At 53.3% G+C, this 19292-nt stretch carries 19 protein-coding genes and 1 pseudogene; 8 read left to right on the plus strand and 12 right to left on the minus strand.

The window, feature by feature from the left end; genetic code table 11:
• Positions 1-78: 78 nt before the first annotated feature.
• Positions 79-1020 carry a DUF5996 family protein gene (locus C8R21_RS03805; RefSeq protein WP_107761507.1) on the minus strand — a complete coding sequence of 314 codons (942 nt, stop codon included), beginning with the start codon at positions 1018-1020 and terminating at the stop codon, positions 79-81.
• Between the two features lie 120 nt (positions 1021-1140).
• Positions 1141-1458: a hypothetical protein gene (locus C8R21_RS03810; protein WP_107761508.1), complete on the minus strand. Its 318-nt coding sequence runs from the start codon at positions 1456-1458 to the stop codon at positions 1141-1143.
• Positions 1459-1816: 358 nt separating this feature from the next.
• On the opposite strand from C8R21_RS03810, the gene tadA reads away from it, so the two are divergent.
• From tadA to C8R21_RS03840, 6 genes and pseudogenes are all read left to right on the plus strand, one after another.
• Complete coding sequence (gene tadA, locus C8R21_RS03815) at positions 1817-2329, plus strand: tRNA adenosine(34) deaminase TadA (protein ID WP_107761509.1); 513 nt, start codon at positions 1817-1819, stop codon at positions 2327-2329.
• Positions 2319-2798, plus strand: a complete 480-nt coding sequence (locus tag C8R21_RS03820) for a L,D-transpeptidase (protein ID WP_074974240.1) — start codon at positions 2319-2321, stop codon at positions 2796-2798. Before tadA ends, C8R21_RS03820 begins: the two co-directional genes overlap by 11 nt.
• 469 nt (positions 2799-3267) lie before the next feature.
• A complete protein-coding gene (locus tag C8R21_RS03825; RefSeq protein ID WP_107761510.1) occupies positions 3268-4974 on the plus strand; it encodes a CTP synthase in 1707 nt (568 codons plus the stop codon).
• Between the two features lie 147 nt (positions 4975-5121).
• Complete coding sequence (gene eno / locus C8R21_RS03830) at positions 5122-6405, plus strand: phosphopyruvate hydratase (RefSeq protein WP_074974236.1); 1284 nt, start codon at positions 5122-5124, stop codon at positions 6403-6405.
• 65 nt (positions 6406-6470) lie between these two features.
• Positions 6471-6752: a cell division protein FtsB gene (ftsB, locus tag C8R21_RS03835; protein WP_107761511.1), complete on the plus strand. Its 282-nt coding sequence runs from the start codon at positions 6471-6473 to the stop codon at positions 6750-6752.
• A 92-nt stretch (positions 6753-6844) separates the two neighbouring features.
• A pseudogene (locus C8R21_RS03840) lies at positions 6845-6970 on the plus strand (urea transporter); the annotation flags it as partial.
• A 119-nt stretch (positions 6971-7089) separates the two neighbouring features.
• Here C8R21_RS03840 and C8R21_RS03845 read toward each other — a convergent pair.
• The 8 genes from C8R21_RS03845 to C8R21_RS16350 form a co-directional block, all read right to left on the minus strand.
• Positions 7090-7587 carry a hypothetical protein gene (locus C8R21_RS03845; RefSeq protein WP_107761512.1) on the minus strand — a complete coding sequence of 166 codons (498 nt, stop codon included), beginning with the start codon at positions 7585-7587 and terminating at the stop codon, positions 7090-7092.
• Positions 7588-7692: 105 nt separating this feature from the next.
• A complete protein-coding gene (locus C8R21_RS03850; protein ID WP_107761513.1) occupies positions 7693-9423 on the minus strand; it encodes a glycoside hydrolase family 13 protein in 1731 nt (576 codons plus the stop codon).
• A gap of 15 nt (positions 9424-9438) precedes the next feature.
• Positions 9439-10884: an amino acid permease gene (locus C8R21_RS03855; RefSeq protein WP_107761514.1), complete on the minus strand. Its 1446-nt coding sequence runs from the start codon at positions 10882-10884 to the stop codon at positions 9439-9441.
• A gap of 207 nt (positions 10885-11091) precedes the next feature.
• Complete coding sequence (locus tag C8R21_RS03860; protein ID WP_107761515.1) at positions 11092-13122, minus strand: nitric oxide reductase activation protein NorD; 2031 nt, start codon at positions 13120-13122, stop codon at positions 11092-11094.
• A 74-nt stretch (positions 13123-13196) separates the two neighbouring features.
• Positions 13197-14042, minus strand: coding sequence for a CbbQ/NirQ/NorQ/GpvN family protein (locus tag C8R21_RS03865; protein WP_308811373.1), 846 nt, complete (start codon positions 14040-14042; stop codon positions 13197-13199).
• Between the two features lie 11 nt (positions 14043-14053).
• A complete protein-coding gene (locus C8R21_RS03870; RefSeq protein WP_107761516.1) occupies positions 14054-15445 on the minus strand; it encodes a cbb3-type cytochrome c oxidase subunit I in 1392 nt (463 codons plus the stop codon).
• 8 nt (positions 15446-15453) lie between these two features.
• Positions 15454-16272, minus strand: coding sequence for a c-type cytochrome (locus C8R21_RS03875; RefSeq protein ID WP_107761517.1), 819 nt, complete (start codon positions 16270-16272; stop codon positions 15454-15456).
• Between the two features lie 44 nt (positions 16273-16316).
• Positions 16317-16448 (minus strand): hypothetical protein, encoded by a 132-nt coding sequence (locus tag C8R21_RS16350; RefSeq protein WP_258192240.1) that lies wholly within the window; start codon positions 16446-16448, stop codon positions 16317-16319.
• A gap of 179 nt (positions 16449-16627) precedes the next feature.
• Here C8R21_RS16350 and C8R21_RS16355 point away from each other — a divergent pair, with 179 nt between their 5' ends.
• Both C8R21_RS16355 and C8R21_RS03885 read left to right on the plus strand, forming a co-directional pair.
• Positions 16628-16951, plus strand: coding sequence for a hypothetical protein (locus C8R21_RS16355; protein ID WP_258192241.1), 324 nt, complete (start codon positions 16628-16630; stop codon positions 16949-16951).
• A 186-nt stretch (positions 16952-17137) separates the two neighbouring features.
• Positions 17138-17425, plus strand: a complete 288-nt coding sequence (locus C8R21_RS03885) for a hypothetical protein (RefSeq protein ID WP_074974202.1) — start codon at positions 17138-17140, stop codon at positions 17423-17425.
• A 233-nt stretch (positions 17426-17658) separates the two neighbouring features.
• Here the strand turns inward: C8R21_RS03885 and C8R21_RS15810 are convergent, their stop codons facing one another.
• Positions 17659-18375: a DVUA0089 family protein gene (locus C8R21_RS15810; RefSeq protein ID WP_181258840.1), complete on the minus strand. Its 717-nt coding sequence runs from the start codon at positions 18373-18375 to the stop codon at positions 17659-17661.
• Between the two features lie 839 nt (positions 18376-19214).
• The coding region (locus tag C8R21_RS16630) for a PEP-CTERM sorting domain-containing protein (RefSeq protein ID WP_375135993.1) at positions 19215-19292 on the minus strand (78 nt) is incomplete at its 5' end.

The following is a 19292-nucleotide window of genomic DNA, read 5'->3' on the forward strand; positions in this document are numbered from 1 at the left end:
ATCCTGATGCCTGCTCCTGTTCACATTCGCCTGCACCCTGTCCATTCCTGCTTGCCTGACGAGTTTGCTGAGGTCATCTCAAACTTTCACGGTCTTACGTTCGAGCGCGTCCCTATCCCAGTGTGCGAGAGTGGCAGCTGCTTCATAAGTGGTTTGAAGAAACGAGAGCAGTGTCTGTGCAGGATTCCCGGTTGTTCGAACGGCTTCGTAGGGCAGGATGAATTCGCCGAGCTTGTCATGAAAATAAGCTGCCTCCGGCTGAACCTTGTACTCGTTGAAACCCGCAGGGCTGGGGTAGGCATAAGCATAAAAGGCAGCCTCTCCCAGGCCTGTCCCCGGCCAGAAGCCCGCACTCGATACCTCATGCGAATACGCTTCTTCCATTACACGGGCGGCAACATTGGGCGCGCCCCCCGGATGCTTCGGCGCGGTTCGTCCCGAGAACCGGGTTACCGCGAGATCGAACGCACCCCAGAAAAAATGCACCGGACTCACTTTTCCTATGAAGCGGGCACGAAAATCCTTCAAAACGCAGTCCACTTGCACCAGAGCTCGCCAGAAGAGGGAAGCTGCCTCTTTATCATAGCTTGCATGCTGATCATCCTTCTCGAAAGAAATAGCCACTTCCACCTCCACCGGCCTGGCAAGGATTTTTACCTCAATGCCGAGTTCGTCGAGCGCCTGCATGGTCTTGCAGTAGAAATCAGCAACCGACATGGGTTCCAGCGCGAAGGTGCGATCGGCACCCTTCGATGTGGTGATATGAAGCATGTGCGCAATAAAATCGAAGTCGATGGCGAAGGTAAATATCCCGTAAGGAATAGGCGAAGTGGTGAGGCCGCGAGCGGTGACATAAAGCGTGGAGCCCCAGCAGTGGTTGATATCCGGCGAGAGCATGAGCCGTACCTTCCCGACTATCTGTGTCCACATATGGAGGGTGTTGCAGGTGTCCTGCCAGGCTTCCAGGGGAGGCAGTTTCGGCCAGCCAGTCCCGATATCCGCTATATGTTTATTTGTCATAGGTATTAGGTTGACGCGGGAAAATGGAAAAATCGCATCACTACAACGCCTGCCTGCAATTCATCTGGCATGTTATATCGGAACCGGATCGAGCGGAGCGGATAGAATCTCTCGTTCAGATCAAGGGAAATCCGGCGGAAGCTCAGGGCATGGACCGCATGTTCCGGCCTCGTGATCGTAGCATCCGCATTCGCCGGTTTCCTCATTGCACACAACGGTAATTATGCCGGGGCCATCGGTGCTCGTACCTGCAGACCCAGCAGACGAAGAGATGCGGAAGCTTGACCAGCGAACGGGGGTGCCATGCAGGCGATTCATTATTGCACTCATCTCCTGCACTTTTCCTGTAATCTCTTCAAACAAGCGACCCATACGCTGCCGGTCATCGCCCTTCAATGGTTCGAGAGGCTTCAATTTTTCCTGTGGGGATTCGGACATTTCCAATTCTCCCTGAAACGATTTGATTGAAAGCTTTGCTTACGGAAGTCTACTGGCCTTACAGTTTTTTCTAGTTCATGTTGTTTCAAATAGCAAGAAGCTTTAGAGGCTCTCCGCGACACAAGAAAGCAGGGAGAAATGCAGATCAATAAACCCGTTCCTGAAGGTGAAGGATTTGACCGGATCGGACAAGCCTTCTGCGGGAGCAGGTGGGCGATATACAATATCCACTTACGCTCAATTGGGAGAGAAAGCTGGAATATCCAGAAGGTAGACTATTGCGGGTAAAGCTGATCGCGAAGGGTATCAGGGTTCTGGAGCAAGGCGTCCAAATCCAGCGGAACATTTTGTTTCAGTAATGCAGGGAAGAATAATTGATTTGAATAGTTCGGATGCCGGTTTCATGCATGCTGCATTGGAGCTTGCTGCCCAGGCGGAACAAGCGGGCGAGGTGCCGGTTGGGGCGGTCATGGTCAGGAATGGAACAATTATTGGGCGCGGTTATAATTGTCCCATCTCGACATCAGACCCCACTGCGCATGCAGAGGTGATGGCCTTACGGGACGCAGGCCGTCATCTTGGCAATTACCGGCTGGCGGATTGTACGCTCTACGTGACTCTGGAACCCTGCGCCATGTGCATGGGAGCGATTTTTCATGCACGTATTGCCCGGTTGGTGTACGGTGCGCCGGATCCGAAGACGGGTGCATGTGGAAGCGTGATTAACCTCTCTGCTGAGCTTCGGCTCAACCATCACCTGCAGGTGACGAGAGGGGTGCTCGCTGAGGAGGGGGGATACAAACTGAAGCAATTCTTTGTAAAGAGACGCGAGGCAAGAACAATGAACAGGGAAGAGATTGATGAGAATTGAAGTTAGCATTCCTTCTCAAACACTTGATTTACATGACAAGAACGATGTCGTCAGGCGTTACCGTATCTCCTCGGCGAAAAACGGGGTGGGACAGGAGAATGGCAGCTTTTGTACGCCATTAGGCAGGCACATCATTCGCGCCAAGATCGGGACCGGACAACCGGTCAATACGGTATTCGTGAAACGTCGTCCCACCGGCGAAATTTATACGCCAGAATTTGCCGCAAATTTCCCCCGCCGGGACTGGATACTGACCCGCATTTTATGGCTTTCCGGTTGTGAGCCTGGCTTCAATCGCCTGGGGAAGGTGGACACGATGCGCAGGTATATCTACATTCATGGCACTCCCGATAGCGTGGAGATGGGCAAACCCGGCTCCATCGGCTGTATCCGAATGCGGAACCAGGACTTGCTGGAACTGTTTGATCTGGTGGAGGCTGAAACGGAGGTGGATATCAGGAATACTTAGGTGTTTAGTCCCGCTGTATAGTGATATATGGTATAGGCACCTACAGAGGGGAATTAGAATTAGGGAAAAGTATTAATATGGTTGCGCCACAACGACAAAGGCGGTGCGTCCAGCGATACAAAATAGTCAAAAGAATCCTGCCTTGCACTTTCCGCCATTCATTATTTAAACCAGGCTGCCGTTAATATCTCTCTTGCTGTTGGCTGTAATGGCTGTAATGGCTGTAATGGCTGTAATGGCTGTAATAAAGCACAGGTATAAAGAGGTCGAATCTGGTACTTCCTGTTCACTTCATCCATAAAAACGCAGCTTTGCTATCCAGCCCAATTTGAGTGATGATGTGTTTTCAGGTATCATATCCGTCCATGACAAAGTACGCGTTGTGGGTGTCTCCTTATGACAAAGTCGAATCGACCAGAAGAGGTGCGTCGCTGGTTGGGGCAAAGGGCGTATTTATGATCGGCGTCCAATGACGAAGACAAAGTACGTGTTCGTGACCGGAGGGGTGGTTTCTTCTCTGGGGAAAGGTATCGCCGCCGCTTCTCTCGCAGCCATTCTCGAAACCCGCGGCATCAAAGTTACCCTGCTCAAGCTGGATCCTTATATCAACGTCGATCCAGGCACCATGAGTCCCTTTCAGCATGGTGAGGTCTTCGTCACCGAGGATGGCGCGGAAACGGACCTCGACCTGGGGCACTACGAGCGCTTCATCAGTGGCAAGATGAGCCGGCGCAACAACTTTACCACGGGTCAGATTTATGAGAGCGTGATAAAGAAGGAGCGGCGCGGCGACTATCTGGGCGGCACCGTACAAGTCATTCCGCATATCACGGACGAAATCAAGCATTACATCAGGGCGGGCGCCGGAGACGCCCAGGTAGCCATCGTTGAAATCGGTGGAACCGTAGGGGATATTGAATCACTGCCCTTTCTGGAAGCTATCCGGCAGATGGCGGTTCAACTTCCGCGCGAAGATACCTGCTTCATTCACCTCACATTGCTGCCCTACATTGCCTCAGCGGGAGAACTGAAAACCAAGCCAACGCAGCACTCGGTAAAGGAGTTGCGCGAAATCGGCATTCAGCCGGATGTGCTGTTGTGCCGTGCTGACCGTGCATTGCCTGGGGATGAACGGCGCAAGATCGCACTGTTCACCAACGTTCGGGAAGAGGCGGTGATCCTGGCGCTGGATGTGGACAGCATCTATAAAATTCCCTCGCTGCTGCACGACCAGATGCTGGATGAAATTGTCTGCCACAAGCTGCACGTCCTTGCCAAGGCAGCGGATCTCAGTACCTGGAAAAAACTGGTTCACGCGCTGGAACATCCAGAGCGGACGATAGAAATCGCGCTGGTTGGAAAATATGTCGATCTGACGGAGTCTTACAAGTCTCTTTCGGAAGCGTTGATTCACGCAGGAATTCACACTCGCAGCAAAATCAACATTCATTATGTGGATTCCGAGAGTATAGAAAAGGACGGTACCGGTTGTCTGGAAGGCATGGATGCTATCCTGGTGCCTGGTGGTTTTGGAAAACGCGGAGTAGAGGGCAAGATTATGGCTATCCATTTCGCGCGTACCAACCGCATTCCCTACCTTGGTATCTGCCTTGGCATGCAGCTGGCTGTTATCGAATACGCGCGTAACAAGGCTGGCATGCAAGGGGCGCACAGTACCGAGTTTCATCCTGAGACAGCTTATCCCGTTATTGCACTGACTATCGAATGGCGCTCCCGTGAAGGCCAGCTGGAAACCCGGACTGCGGATTCCGATCTCGGAGGGACCATGCGCCTGGGCGGCCAGGAGTGCTTGCTCAAAGAGGGGTCTCTTGCCCGTAAAATTTACGGGTCGGACAAAATTATCGAACGGCATCGGCATCGTTACGAGGTTAACAATCAGTACATCTCCCGTTTGGAACAGGCGGGGCTGAGTATCAGCGCAGTATCGGCCGGAGAGGGATTGTGCGAAATGGTCGAATTGCCGCAAACCGAACATCCATGGTTTGTTGCCTCCCAGTTCCATCCTGAGTTCACCTCGACTCCCCGGACCGGACACCCTCTCTTTGCGGCATTCATCGAGGCGGCGGCAGTGTCCGCGGACAAGAACCTTTCCAGCGAAGGGGTGATATCGGCCGATAAGCCTGAACGCACCACAATGGGCGCCTATATCCAATAACCGTATTGCTGGAGGCGCCTTTCAAGACCGCCTAAGACCATTTAAGGCCGTTTCAGCCTCCCATCCTCAAGCCGTCCCCGGTAGCCCCCGGAAAGCAGCAGAACCGTTTTTTAATAACTTACAGATAAATGATCAGGGAAAAATAGCATGAGTGCAATTGTAGATGTCATCGCCCGCGAAATTCTTGACTCGCGCGGGAATCCAACCGTGGAAGCGGATGTTTTGCTTGAATCCGGAGTATTGGGTCGGGCGGCTGTTCCTTCCGGCGCATCGGTTGGCACCCGGGAGGCTGTCGAATTGCGCGATGAGGACGCTCAGCGCTATTTCGGTAAAGGCGTACTGAAAGCGGTGGAAAATGTGAACACCGAAATTTCAGAAGCAATCATGGGACTGGATGCAATGGACCAGGCTTTTATCGACCGCACACTGATCGATCTCGATGGCAGCGGCAACAAATCAAGGCTTGGCGCCAACGCAATTCTTTCCGTATCGCTCGCGGTAGCCAAGGCGGCGGCGGAAGAATGCGGACTACCGCTGTACCGGTATGTCGGCGGCGCGGGACCCATGGCCATGCCTGTTCCCATGATGAACGTCATCAATGGCGGTGCCCATGCCAATAACAATATTGACATGCAGGAGTTCGTAATCATTCCTCTGGGCGCCCAGAGTTTTCGCGAAGCCCTGCGTTGGGGTGCAGAAATATTTCATACCTTGAAAGGCTTGCTCGACAAGAGAGGCATGCATACGGCGGTGGGTGACGAAGGCGGCTTTGCACCCGATCTCCCCAATAATGAGGCGGCATTGCAACTGATCGTGGAAGCGATCGAGAACGCGGGCTATCTTCCGGGGCCGGATGTCGCCATTGGCCTAGATTGCGCTGCTTCGGAGTTTTACCGTGACGGCAAATATCATCTGGAGTCGGATGGCCTGGTGCTCGATTCGACCCAGTTTGCCGATTATCTTGCCACCTGGATCGATAAGTATCCCATTATCAGTATTGAAGACGGGATGAGCGAACATGACTGGGATGGCTGGAAGCTGCTGACCAGCAGACTTGGGAAATCCGTGCAACTGGTGGGCGATGATATTTTTGTTACAAACGCGAGTATTCTGAAAGAAGGTGTCTCCCAGGGCATCGCAAATTCCATATTGATCAAGCTCAATCAGATCGGGACGCTTACCGAAGCTCTTTACGCAATTGAAAGTGCAAAGCGTGCCGGCTACACAGCAGTGGTCTCGCACCGTTCGGGGGAGACCGAAGATACCACGATCGCGGACATCGCTGTGGCGAGCAATGCATTGCAGATCAAGACCGGATCGCTTTCCCGTTCCGACCGCCTTGCAAAATACAACCAACTCCTGCGCATCGAGGAAGATCTGGGCGACACCGCCAGTTATCCCGGTCGCGACGCCTTCTACCAGTTGAAATAAGCCTTTTCAAATCCGAGCGGACAAGTCAGGAACTCCTCATAGGAGGAGTCCTGGGAGAAGCCGAAGTGAAAGTATTGACTCTTATACTCGTGGCATTGATTGTTCTGCTGCAATATCCGCTATGGCTGGGTAAGGGTAGTTGGCTGAAAGTATGGGAGGTCGATCAGCAGCTTGCAACTCAGTCTGAAACCAACGAAAAACTCAAAACTCGCAATTCCGCACTGGATGCGGAAGTGCGGGACCTCAAGCAGGGGTATGACGCTGTCGAAGAGCGCGCGCGCAATGAACTCGGTATGATCAAGGAGGGTGAGATTTTCTTCCGTACGGTGAACGATAAGAATGATTAGGATTTTGTGAGCAAAGGTTCGGCCATTTTTTGTGGCAGGCGCATTGGCCAGATCTGACTTAAAGTCCAGCCTCGTTTCGTTCAGCGGGCTTTGCCAGCTTTCTGACCCCCATAGGCCTGCCGACTCTCACATTTCCGTTTGTCCTGGTCATGTGGATGTTCCTGTTCGCCGCGGGAATGTCGAAATACTGGGTCGACCCGGATGCTGAAGAAGGGTGAGCAGGGGTCAGGGGGGTCTTATGGTTGCGTCCGGGCTGAAATGGCCGAAATGAAATTTCTGTGAATGTTATTGGAGCGTCATGCTGCTGCTTGCTATTGCCCTTCGCACATTTATTGCCTCAGTATGAAACCGTTCCATCAATTTCAATTTTCCCTTTCCCGGTCGCGATATCCTGATCTCCTTTCAATTCCGCAATTCCCTTTGCTCCGCGAAAACGCCCCGTTCCGCCGCTTATTTCAAATTTCGCATCCGTCAGGTTGTACTTGGATTGATCATCGGCCGGTACAAATGCACCTTTGTAGAGGCCGGTAACGGTATCGCCGTTTGCGACCGTCAAGGTGAACGTGCCCTCGAAAATAAAATGATCCTCCATGGGGGTAATGCAGTCGATGGCCTTGAGCGAAACCTTACCCATGTGGGTACTTTTGCCGATACCTGTAGTGGTACCGCCGAATTTGGAAGGACAATCCGCTCTGAATCCAGGCTGTTCATGGGTCTCTACGCTTGCCTTGAGCGGTTTGCTGGTTGCATCGGCCAGCAACACCGTCGGCAGCATGAGGATTGCAGGCAGGATTGCAGAAATGATGCTGCGCGTTAAAGCTTGAAAAATTACCACAAGTCATACTCCTTTCTGTAGATATTGAAAACAAATCATTCAAATGGAACCGACAGGGTTCCCGCATCCTTCTCAGCGAGAAAGAAAGATTCCCACTGCATGCTGTCAATGCGATTCATTGATGATGCGCCCTTCGAAAGGTTGTAATTGATGCACGGGGCTTTGCGGATGCGTGGAAAGCAGCACTGGTTTATTCAAGGGGGTTTTAACCTGCTGGTGGGACATGTTGAGGAGCACTATGTGCTTCTCTTCATTGAATATCCGGCGATAAGCGAGAATTTTCCGGTCGCAGAGGTCATGCAGGATTTCGAGGCTCCCGGCATGCAAGCTTGGCGCCTTGTTGCGGAGCCGGATGATTTTCCTGTAAAAATTGAGAAGGGAATGCGGTTCCGAAATCTGTTTTTCTACATTTATTTCCCTGAAGCTGTCTGCTACCGGCAGCCATGGTTCTGCTGAGCTCTCACAAAAGCCTGCCCTGGGCCTTTCATTCCATAGCATCGGAGTACGGCACTCGTCGCGATTGAGAATTTCACTGCTGCGATCAACCAGAAACTGCGGTACCCATTTATGCTGGATGGCAATCGCATCTTTTCCGTCCTTCAGGGGAATTCTTACCCGAGGTATGCCAATCTCATCACCGAAATAGGTGAAGGGAATCCCCCGGCAGGTAAACTGGAACAGCGCCAGCAGTTTTGCCTTTTCTATGCTCCCTCCCAGGCGGCTGATGACACGGTTACGATCGTGGTTGGCAAAGACGAGAGTGGGTATCAGCGGTTCGGGAAAATGCTTCTCGAATGTCATCAGCATTTCGCGGTATTTTTCCGCCTTGAAAGGCGTGGAAATGGCCTTGAAAAGGAAAACAGCGTGCAACCCATACTGCCCATCGTTCTGACAGAAACGACGGATCAGTGCTTCATCTCCATGTGATTCCCCGATAAGCACCCTTTTGGGATTATCGAACTCATCCACTACGCGCCGCAACTCGGTAGCGAATTCAAAGCTCTTTTCGTGGAGAAAATTGTTTTTCAGGTTCTGGAAAAAGATGGATAGCGATTTATCCGATGGGGTCAAACGGGGACTGGGAGGATTACTGCGCAACTCGGAGTCCTCGTAGATGGCACTGATGATATCGAGACGAAATCCATCCACCCCCTTGTTCAGCCAGAATCTGATGACTTCGAACATCGCCTGTTTGACTTCCGGATTGTGGTAGTTCAGGTCGGGCTGAAAAGGGAGGAAAGCGGTGTAATAGAATTGCTTCCGCTGCGGGTGGTAAGTCCAGGCTTTGTTACCTGCCATGGCGCGCCAGTTATTCGGGCGCTTCAAACCCTTTTTGCCTTTCCCATCTTTCCAGACATACCAGTCGGCTTTGGGGTTGTCGCGCGAGCTTGCGGATTCGGTGAACCAGGAATGCTCGCTCGAAGTGTGATTCACCACCAGGTCGAATACCAGTTTCATGCTGCGGCGGTGCACCTCTTCAACCAGTTTCTCAAAGAGCGGCATATCGCCATATTCAGGAGAGATGGAGAGGTAATCGCTGATATCGTAGCCGAAGTCTTTTTGTGGACTTTGCGTGAAGGGCGACACCCAGATTGTTTCATATCCGAGATCGTGCAGATAATCCAGTTTTTCGATGATGCCCTGGATATCTCCGATTCCATCGCCATTGGAGTCGTAAAAAGAACGCACATAGACATGATAAACAGTGGTTTTCTTCCACCATTCGCCTTCAGCGTTCGAATTGGCAAGGGCAGTGCGACTCATGGAATTGGCGGGTGGACCGAAAATCGTGGTATCAGGTATCAGGTATCGGGGTTTGGAACGCATGCCGGCCATTTTAATCTGAAAGCACTAGTTTGCCTGCTGTTTTCCAAGATGACTGTGCTTGCGGGCATAAGTGAAATAGATAATCAGGCCGATACCTGCCCACGCAAGGAATAGCCTGATGGTCTCCCACCCCAGGCTGACGAACAGCAGACCGCAGCCACCCATTGCCAGCGGGCCGACCATCCACAGCATAGGGGTCTTGAAAGGTCGATGGAGATCGGGTGCACGGCGTCGCAGGACCATCACGCCGAGAGCAACCATGAAGAAAGCGAAGAGCGTCCCGGAATTGGAAATATCGGCCAGCATGCCTACCGGAAACATGGCAGCGAACAGCGCGACGGCCGTTCCGGTGAACAGGGTGACAATATGGGGAGTGTGAAAGCGTTTGTGTACATGAGAAAAAATACCGGGCATCAATCCGTCATGAGACATGGTGAAGAGGACGCGGGTCTGCCCATAGAGCATCATGAGCACGACAGAGGGCAGTGCGACAATTGCCGCCGAAGCCACCCAGTTGCCTATGGTTGGGTAACCGACCTCACGCAGCACAAATGCCAGTGGTTCTTTGGAGAGGGACAAATCGCCTCCCGGCTGCGCTCCCACTGCTCCGACCGCCGCGTAGGCGACGACGAGATAAATGATGGTGCAAATCGTCAATGAAGCTATCAATCCTATCGGCACATTACGGTTTGGGTTGCTCGTTTCTTCGGCTGCGGTCGAAACAGCATCGAATCCGACATAGGCAAAGAAGATGGACGCGGCCGCACCCAGGATTCCCACTCCTGAAAGCGGTGTGCCCCATCCATTGGGCAGCATGGGTTGGAAGTTTATGGAATTTACCGCCGGCAGGGCGAGAACGATAAATGCGGTAAGTGCGATAATTTTTATGACAACCAGAACTGCGGTAAACCTGGCGCTTTTTGTCGTGCCCATGACCAGCAGCACGGTGACGAACAACGACACCAGAAATGCCAGCAGGTTGAATCCTCCTGCCGATATTGTGCCATCCAGCCCGACAATCATGTCCGCCGGTCCTGCCGTCAGCGCCAGTGGCAGCCCGTAGCCTATTTCGTTCAGGAAGCCATTGATATAACCGGACCAGCCCACGGCTACCGCCGCTGCGGCGATCGCATACTCCAGAATCAGCGCCCAGCCGACCATCCATGCAGCGAGTTCGCCGAATATCGCATAAGAATAGGTATAGGCGGATCCTGCTACCGGAACGATGGCTGCAATTTCAGAATAGACAAGGGCAGCCAGCGCGCAGACGAACCCGGCTATGAGGAAGGAAAACATCATGCCCGGGCCTGCCTTGTCCGCAGCAACCGAAGTCAATACAAAGATGCCGGTGCCGATGACGGCGCCGATTCCCAGCATGGTCAGATCAAATGCGCCAAGCTGTCGTTTGAGCCCTCGGGTTTCAGCCGACTCCAGGATGTGATCCAAAGATTTGACGCGCTCAAACAGCACAATGTCTCTCCAGTAATAGATGCAAAGGGTTTCAATTGGATTTTAACCGGTTTCGCTCAAGCTCGGCGGTTATGGGCAAGATCGTTATTTTAAACCAGCAGGCCACCGCAAACCAAAATGCTGTGGGGAAAACGGCTAGGCTGAGGAAGAATTATCGCAGGAATGCGTGGGATGGCGGCAATTCGTGGGTCGACAGAGGAGTGAAGCTCACTGCCTGATTAGCCTTCTGAGCACGTCTGCCAGGACAACCGGGAGCGTTTCCGCCTGCTGCAATACGGCGTAGTGCCGCGCGCCAAACACCCGGGCAAGATATTGCGGCGCGTGCCGGTCGACAGTAATGCAGAACGGATGAATGGCCTGGAGGCGGGCTTCGGCCACGGCCTGACGCATGTCTTCCACTCCGTAGCGACCCTCGTAGCGATCGACATCGTTGGGTTTTCCATCCGACAGCAGGATAAGCAGGCGATACTGGGCGCTGGTGGCAGTGAGCAGGCTGGTGGTGTGGCGAATCGCGGCCCCCGCGCGCGTGTAGAGCTGCGGTTCCAATGCTGCAATGCGGCGTTGCACAAGTATCCGGTCGTTCTCTTCAAAATTCTTCAAGGGCCACAACGAGACATTTTGCGCGCTTTCTCCCGAAAAGGCATAAATGCAGAAAGGATCACCCAGTTTGGTCAATGCCAGATAAACGAGCAGCAGCGCTTCCTTTTCAACGTCGATGATGCGCAACTCCTGGGAAACCCATCCATCGGTCGAGCCGCTGATATCAATCAGCAATGCAACAGCAATGTCGCGCCGCGCTGCTTTTACTGATTGATACAAGCGATCCTGCGGGGGCAAGCCTGCTCGTCGTTCCGCGAAGGCGTTCACGCAGGCGTTGATATCGATCTCCTCTCCTTCCGGTTGGCGGTGGTAGCGAATACGCCGCGGTCGCAGTCCCTCAAGTCGAAGCTGAACCTGCCGCAGCAGAGCAGGGCGTCTTGCCACCACGGACTCTGCCCAGCCGACATCTCCCAGCAATGGCGGTTGAAGCCGAACGATGGCCCCCTCCTTGTGATAACGCGAAACGCGGAAATCCCATTCCGGGTAAACAATGCCGTGCGCCGCTCCCTTGCCGGGGAGGACTAGCGTCGTCCGTTGGTCAAGGGGATCATCCGCCAGCAGGAGTTCCCGCACGGTCTTCGAAGATGAGATGAGCTGTGCTTCCGGTAGTTCGGACAGGGAATCCGCCAGATCGCCAGCGTCAGCGTCGTCATCGCGGTCAGCTGGCCGCTGGAGGCCAGCAGGATCTTCGACGTGCTGCTGCGGATCATCCTTCTGCACCATCCACATCCCTTGCGTCTCGTCATCCTCATCTGGGGTTTTTTCCCGGGCTTGCGGACGACGGGAAAGATTTGCGCTGCGCCGGGGGTTTGCGGAAGGCTGCATCATATCCCGGAGCGCTTCCTCGTATCGGATGGGTTGATTTCCGGAGGAGGGCGGCAGCATCTTACCCCACCACAGATCCTTGGCGCATCCTCGATAGCGAACCGTGGGCATCCTTGTTCGAGTCGAGATCTTCATGCTCATCTCCACCGCCCAGTCAAGCGAATCCTCGGGCTTCCGCGCAAGAGCAAGCGGGGGAGGAATGTCATCCGGACTAGCCTTGAGTACGCCACAATAAAGTTCTTCCACCGCCTGTTCGACCGCATTTAGAAGCGAAGGCGGCGGTCGCTGCGATAGCATCGCCCGGCGCAAGGCCGCAAGATCAAGCCGCAGTCCGGCAAAATGAAGGGCGAGGGCATGATCTGCGGCAACTGCTTCACTCAGTTGAAAGAGGTCAAGTGTCAGCGTGTCAATGGGAAGTGTTTGTATTTCCCGACGCCGGGCACGCCCGGCTTGCTGCAAGGCGAGAAGTCGAAAGAAATGATGCGGAGAAAGCGCGCTCTGTTCGCCCGGATCCAACTGCATGGGCAGGAAAATAGTGGCGCCATCGTTCGCCGGTAACGGGCGGGTTTCGATCAGATGTCGCGGGATGCGGCCAAACAGCCGGGATAGGGCCGATGGCGGCGCCGGAGGTTGGGCGACCCGCAGCGATACAGCGTGCCCGTGAACGGCCGACAGGAGAAATTCCAGGCGCTGGCGGCAGGCGGACAGCGTGCAGGAATTATCCGGTACGTTGTTGTCATGGTCCCACAGACGGGATACGAAAGCAGTTGCCTGGCGGGCGGCATCGATAATGAGTCCTTCAGGTTCGGCCATGCGGAAATAGCGCTAGAAAGAAGGGTATAAGAAAGAATGGGGGCACCGCACGAGGAGATTTGCCTATCCGATATTCAATCCACCAGCGTTGCGTCGACCAAGTCAAGCATCGCGGCCACGAGGACAGGATCATCGGATAATGGGGACACAAGTGCAACATGACAGGCCAGCCGGGGTGCAATTCCGTTGGCGATGAGGCGGGCTGTTGCCACCAGCAGGCGCGTGCTGGGTACTTCGGCGAGACCACGGTCTGCCAGACCGCGAATGCGTCCGGCCAGTGCCACAAGATCATGCGCCAGGACGGGTTCCGCGCCACTTTCGTGGATGACGATCTCGGCTTCCCGTTCAGGAGGTGGAAAGTCGAAATCAAGCGCGACAAAGCGTTGGCGAGTGCTCGGCTTGAGATCCTTGGTTACATGCTGATAACCGGGATTATATGAAATGACAAGCTGAAAACCTGGAGTGGCCTCAATCAGTTCGCCGGTTTTGTCGACAGGGAGAACACGCCGATAGTCCGTCAAAGGGTGGATAACGACGACTGCGTCCTGCCGCGCTTCAACCACTTCATCGAGATAGCAGATTGCGCCAGTGCGAACAGCGCGCGTGAGCGGACCATCCTGCCATACGGTGGCGTTGTCGCGTATCAGAAAGCGGCCCACGAGATCCGCCGCGGTCAGATCATCGTGACAGGATACGATGATGAGGGGCCGCTTCAGGCGCCAGGCCATGTGCTCGACAAAACGCGTTTTTCCACAGCCCGTCGGGCCTTTCAGCATGACGGCGAGGTGGCGTCGATGGCATTGCATAAAAATGCTTACCTCATCGCCGAAAGGAAGGTAATAAGGCTCTTCGGCCTGCGGGTGCGGCACGTCCTGGCGCGTATTTTCTAAAGCCGGGAGCTTGATTAACAGATCCTCCATTATCGCGCAATCTATCCGCTGCCGGCGGAACTGGCATGACCGGCTGGAGCAAGATCGGGTGCGGATGCGCTGGGATCAATTGCTGCGACGGACTTGGGCGCGGTTCGGAAAAAATTCCAGATGAACAGGGCTGCTCCGATTGCAAACACCGATGCAGTGGCGATCAGCATCAGGAAGTGCACCTGCAGTTTCAGTTGCGTATCGAGGTAGCCCAGGCCGAGGATGCGCTCCAGATAAACCTGCCCGATGCCAGCCGTGCCGAAGGAGAGCGTCATGCCGAACATTCCCATCACCTGCATCCAGAACGCCCAGTAGCCGATACTGTTTCCCTCCACTTTACGATCACTGGTGAGGTGGGGCAGGGTATAGCTGATTATGGCCAGCACTGTCATGGCATAGGCGCCATAGAACGCGCCATGTCCATGCATGGCGGTGATGAGCGTGCCATGCGTCCATTTATTGACACTCGGCCAGGTATGCGCGAATCCGAGCAGACCGGCACCGAATACCGTGAATACGGTGCTGCCGATGGTCCAGTGAACGGCCAGTGAGTTGGGGTGGGAAAACCCGGCGCGGCGCATGGCAAAGTATGCATACATTGCCATGCCGAGGAGCGCCACCGGTTCCAGGGCGCTGAAGAAACCGCCGATAGGCAGCCAGTAATGAGGCACGCCCACCCAGTAGTAGTGATGCGCGGTGCCCAGGATACCGGCCATGAAAACCAGGCCGACGATCACGTACAGCCATTTTTCCATGACTTCCCGGTCGGCGCCGGACAACCGGATCAGCAGATACGCGAGCAGGCCGCCCTGTATCATCTCCCATACGCCTTCCACCCACAAGTGGATCGTCCACCAGCGATAGAAGATGCTGACAGTATAATTTTCATATTCGATCAGGGCCGGCAGATACAGCACCGCCGCAAGCGCCAGACCGGCTACCAGCACACCCTCGGTAACGGTCCAGCGTCCCGCCCGCTTGATTGTCATGAGGATGTTATACAGGAACATCAGCATGACGATGACAATCACGATCTTCAGCGGGAACGGTTGCTCCAGCATTTTGTTGCCGGCGGTCCAGCCGAACATATAACCGACAATCGCTGTTACTCCCATGAGCGTCCAGGCGACAAGCTGGATGTAGGCCAGTTTGACGCTGTAAATTTCGCTGCGCGATTCTTCCGGCACCACGTAGTAGGTTGCGCCCATGAAACCCGTAAGCACCCAGACAATCAGAAGATTGGTGTGAATGGCCTTGGTTTTATCGAAAGGGAGGAAATCCAGAAGCGGATCGGGCCCCAGGTACTTGCTCGCAGAGAGCAGCCCGAATACCAGTTGCAGGCCGAACAGGCACATGGCGATGGCGAAATACCAGTATGCGATCGACTGTGAGCGGTAGCGCATGGCGTCTCCTATTTCAAGGTTTCGAGGTAGGCAACGAGGCTGTCGATCTGTCGAGGTTCGAGATCCGTAGCAAAGTTGTCGGGCATGAACGACTGGTTATTGGCGGAATACATGGCGCCGGGAACCAGGTAAACGCTTGGATGAGTAATGGATTCGCGGATGTAGTCGGCGGACGTCTTCGCTTCTCCCTTATATTCAGGAGAGGCAACGATCGCCGTGGCACGGGTAGCGAGTCCGGCAAGAGTGGGACCCGCCAGATTTACCCCCGGTGCGATGGAATGGCATGCGTTGCAAGCGGGGGGTGAGGAGCGGAAGAGTGCTTCACCCTGCGCGACCGGGTCCGTGGAAACAGACGCATGTGTCGGTGGCTGGCCGACATCGGTACCTGGAATGGTTGTGCCGGATACTATAATGGGGCGTGGAGGCCAGCCCTGGTTGTCGATATGACCGACCCAGTCGAGAAAGGCGATGACCTCGCTGATTTCCGTATCACTCAGTTTCGGGTTCGGCATCAGGCGCCGGTGCTTCTCCTCCGAGTAGAATTGGGAAGGGTCCTTCAGGAAGGCGGTTAGATAAGGCGTGCCCCGCTGCTGGGTAACCTTGGTCAGATCGGGCGCGTAGTAGCCGCCTTCGCCCAGGAGAGTGTGGCAGTTGATGCAGTTGCTGTTATGCCAGACGTCTTTTCCCCTGATGATCTCGGGCGTCAGCTTGTCTTCATTGGTGAGTCCGGGAAAGCGCCGGTGACTGTCGAATGTAAGGCCAATGAAGGCGATGGCGGAAACAAGGGTGCAAATAATAAAAAAAAGCCGTCCCTGTCGCTTGGTCATCGATACCTCTTTGAGATGTTAGAGATGAGTACTGCTGGCAGAGCTTATACGCTGATGCCGGACCAGTTCTTGACCGAGATCAATGCGGCGTAGACAATCGCCAGCGCGATTAATATAAGTACGATTCTGCTGAAGACTTTGAAGGGGAGAAAATAGCGGGGTGTGTGAGGCGGCATGGCAGCTCCAGATTTACTATCGGGGAAGTGGTGCGAGGAATCCGATTTCTGTTGAATTGGCAACTCTAATTCATAGAATACTACAAACGGGGAAAAGTTTTGTTGACACCGGTAAGCCTGACGTCTCTATCCGGGAGGAGTGCGGGCGAGGGGTATAAGGAATTCAAGGAATTGGGCGAATGGAACGAGCGTTGGTAATGAACGTTTACCATGCCGCACCTCTCCAACTGAAGACAGAGAACATCGATATACGTGGGTTCGCAATTATCATCGTCAGTTTACAGTTTACCTATGGAGGCAATATGAATACCGACTATAAGGGGTACACGATCATTACTGCATCGGAGCGGGACGATGCCAGTGGTCTCTGGAATGGCCGCTACAGGATAATGGATGATGAAGGCATAGTGGTTTACGAAAGCTTCGTGGAGCCTTTGCACGACGAAGACAAGGCATATGAGGCGGCTAATGTGGCAGCCCGTGCATGGATAGACGGGCAGTAAATTAAGGCTTCTGTGGCAAATCCGCAAACTCGCAATATGTTGTCATCGTACTGTTCGATAACGTACGGATGATTCGCGATCGTCCTGATCTAATAATCAAAGGTCATGTTTTCTGTCATGGTTCCTTTTCTCACATCGCGGGGCACTCACCCGTAGCTACTTGTTTCTCATAAGGAGATTCACTTCATGAATAAAAAACCGTTTGTGCCGATTTTCTTGCCCGTTGCCCTGGCACTTTCGACGCTGGCTTTTGCCGATGAAAAAGTTCAATGGCCCGATGTTCCCCCGGCAGTTCAGAAAACGATAACTGAAAACACGAGCGGGGGCATAATCGAGGAGATCGAGAAAGAAACTGAAACGATAAGTGGCAAGAAGACAAAAATTTATGAGGCTGATGTGAGGCTGCCTGACGGAAAGAAGATCGAGATCAAGGTGGGCGAGGATGGGAAGCTTATCGAGATTGATAAAGATTGATCAGCAAGTTTTTACAATTCTGCCTTTGACTTCACACGGATTGTTATCAGTCATATAAGTCATTTCAAATGAAGGACCTTGTGGACGAATAATACTGTCCACAAGGTTTTCACACACCGTTTGTCTACACAAACAAATCTTCCTGGTAAAGTCTTCAGCCTTGAAGGTGCCTATTTTGGCAGCCCTTCCTTCTCGTCAGACGATCTTCCAGAAATCCCGGACGGGAAAGCAATCTATCGCGCAATAAATCCCTTTCTCCGCCGAACCATCATTCCCATCAATCCCAGGCCGGCAAGCAGCATGGCGTAGGTTTCCGGTTCGGGAACCGGGGAAACTGTCACTCCTGAAAGTCTTATGCCGTACTCCTCGTTGAGCGCAACCGTGTCCTTTAACTGCGCCCACCCCGTCAGGGACGAGGCTCCTCCAGGCCCTGTCGCGGTAAGGATCTGGGTATAGGGAGAGCTTACATTGGGAAACATATAGTGGTCGGACGTAAAGCCATCGCCGCTGACGGGTGGCGTGCCAAGGGCAAATATTGCCAGATTATACCAGCCTGGTGCCTGGGGCCCACTCAAGTGACCTGCCGGCAAGCCTGAGGTACCCGTACGAAGCATGGCATCATCATTTCCATATAGCGCGTACCCTCCCTCGTTAAACAGGATGAGTCCCGAATCAAGGTTGCCGCTGGTAGAGCTGACACCCGCGGAGAATGTAGTGGGATTGGAAATGTAGATCCTGAACAGATCCACATCATTATTGGTCGAAATGGTTCCGTAAATATTTCTCAGCCTGCCTTCATCCCCTGTCGGCATTTGTGCCGTACTCACCAACTGTCCTGCATCACCGATCTCAGTCCAGTCAACGGCGTGTGCTGGATTGGCGAGAAAAGCCAATGTAAATAATGGCACGGAAACGGCTATTTTTTTGAAATGGATCGCATTCAACTTCATTTGTTATCTCCAATCAGGTTATTAATTTTTGACGTCCATCTATTTTTATTGCGGCACAAATTGTCGATTCGCAGAGATCACCTCCCTCTAGATTGTTAGTCCTTCTTATTTCGGGGTTTCTGTGGCAAATACGCAGGTATTGGCCTTGGGCAGGGAATGCTTTCTATTGCTCCCCTGAAGATAACGATTATGGTTTGATTTTTTATAATGATTATGAGAATTATTTCTATTTAAGATAAGAAATTCGAATGTTACTGAATGAGGGCGTGATCTTCATTTTCAGCTTTATTCAAAATGCAGCAGTCTTCCGGCGCACGAATAAAAGCGCTTGCTTTTTCCCCATTGCCGGATATAATGAGAATAATTCTTATTATTATTGTCTTGTGGAATTACCGTTGCAGAGCTACGAGTGATATCTGAGAAGAGGGCCCCTGCCGATAGGAAAGAGGGTTACGTCGGGATAAGAAAGCTCTATTCCGAATTTTTTCTCAGCTTTTCTTCCGGTAACCGCAAAACAGGAAAACCAGGAATATCAAGAAAAAGTCAAAAAACTGAACACAGGTTATCCGTTGCTGCCGGGTCCTCCTTTCCCGGTAGCTTTTAGCCCGCCAGCCCGCTTTCGGGCAAGCCAGCCATATTTTTATTCCAGAGCCTGCCGGTGATTCACCGGCAGGCTTTCTCATGATATATCCCAAGAAAACAGGAGCGAGCGGCATCCGCCAAGCGGAGCCGGATCAATGGTGAGAAACAGGAGCAGGTGAAGGGTGAGAAGCGGGTTGAGGGAGATTGTGTGCGGGTAATCCCCTCCCGGAGGAGGGGTGGCTCTAAGTTAGATCAGTTCAAGTGTTTTGTTTATCATTCCTGCGTTTCGCCATAACACCCATCAGGCCGAGCCCTGCAAGCAGCAGGGCATAGGT

Origin of the sequence: Nitrosospira multiformis (genome assembly GCF_003050865.1) — a bacterium.
GTDB classification, from domain to species: Bacteria; Pseudomonadota; Gammaproteobacteria; order Burkholderiales; family Nitrosomonadaceae; genus Nitrosospira; species Nitrosospira multiformis_E.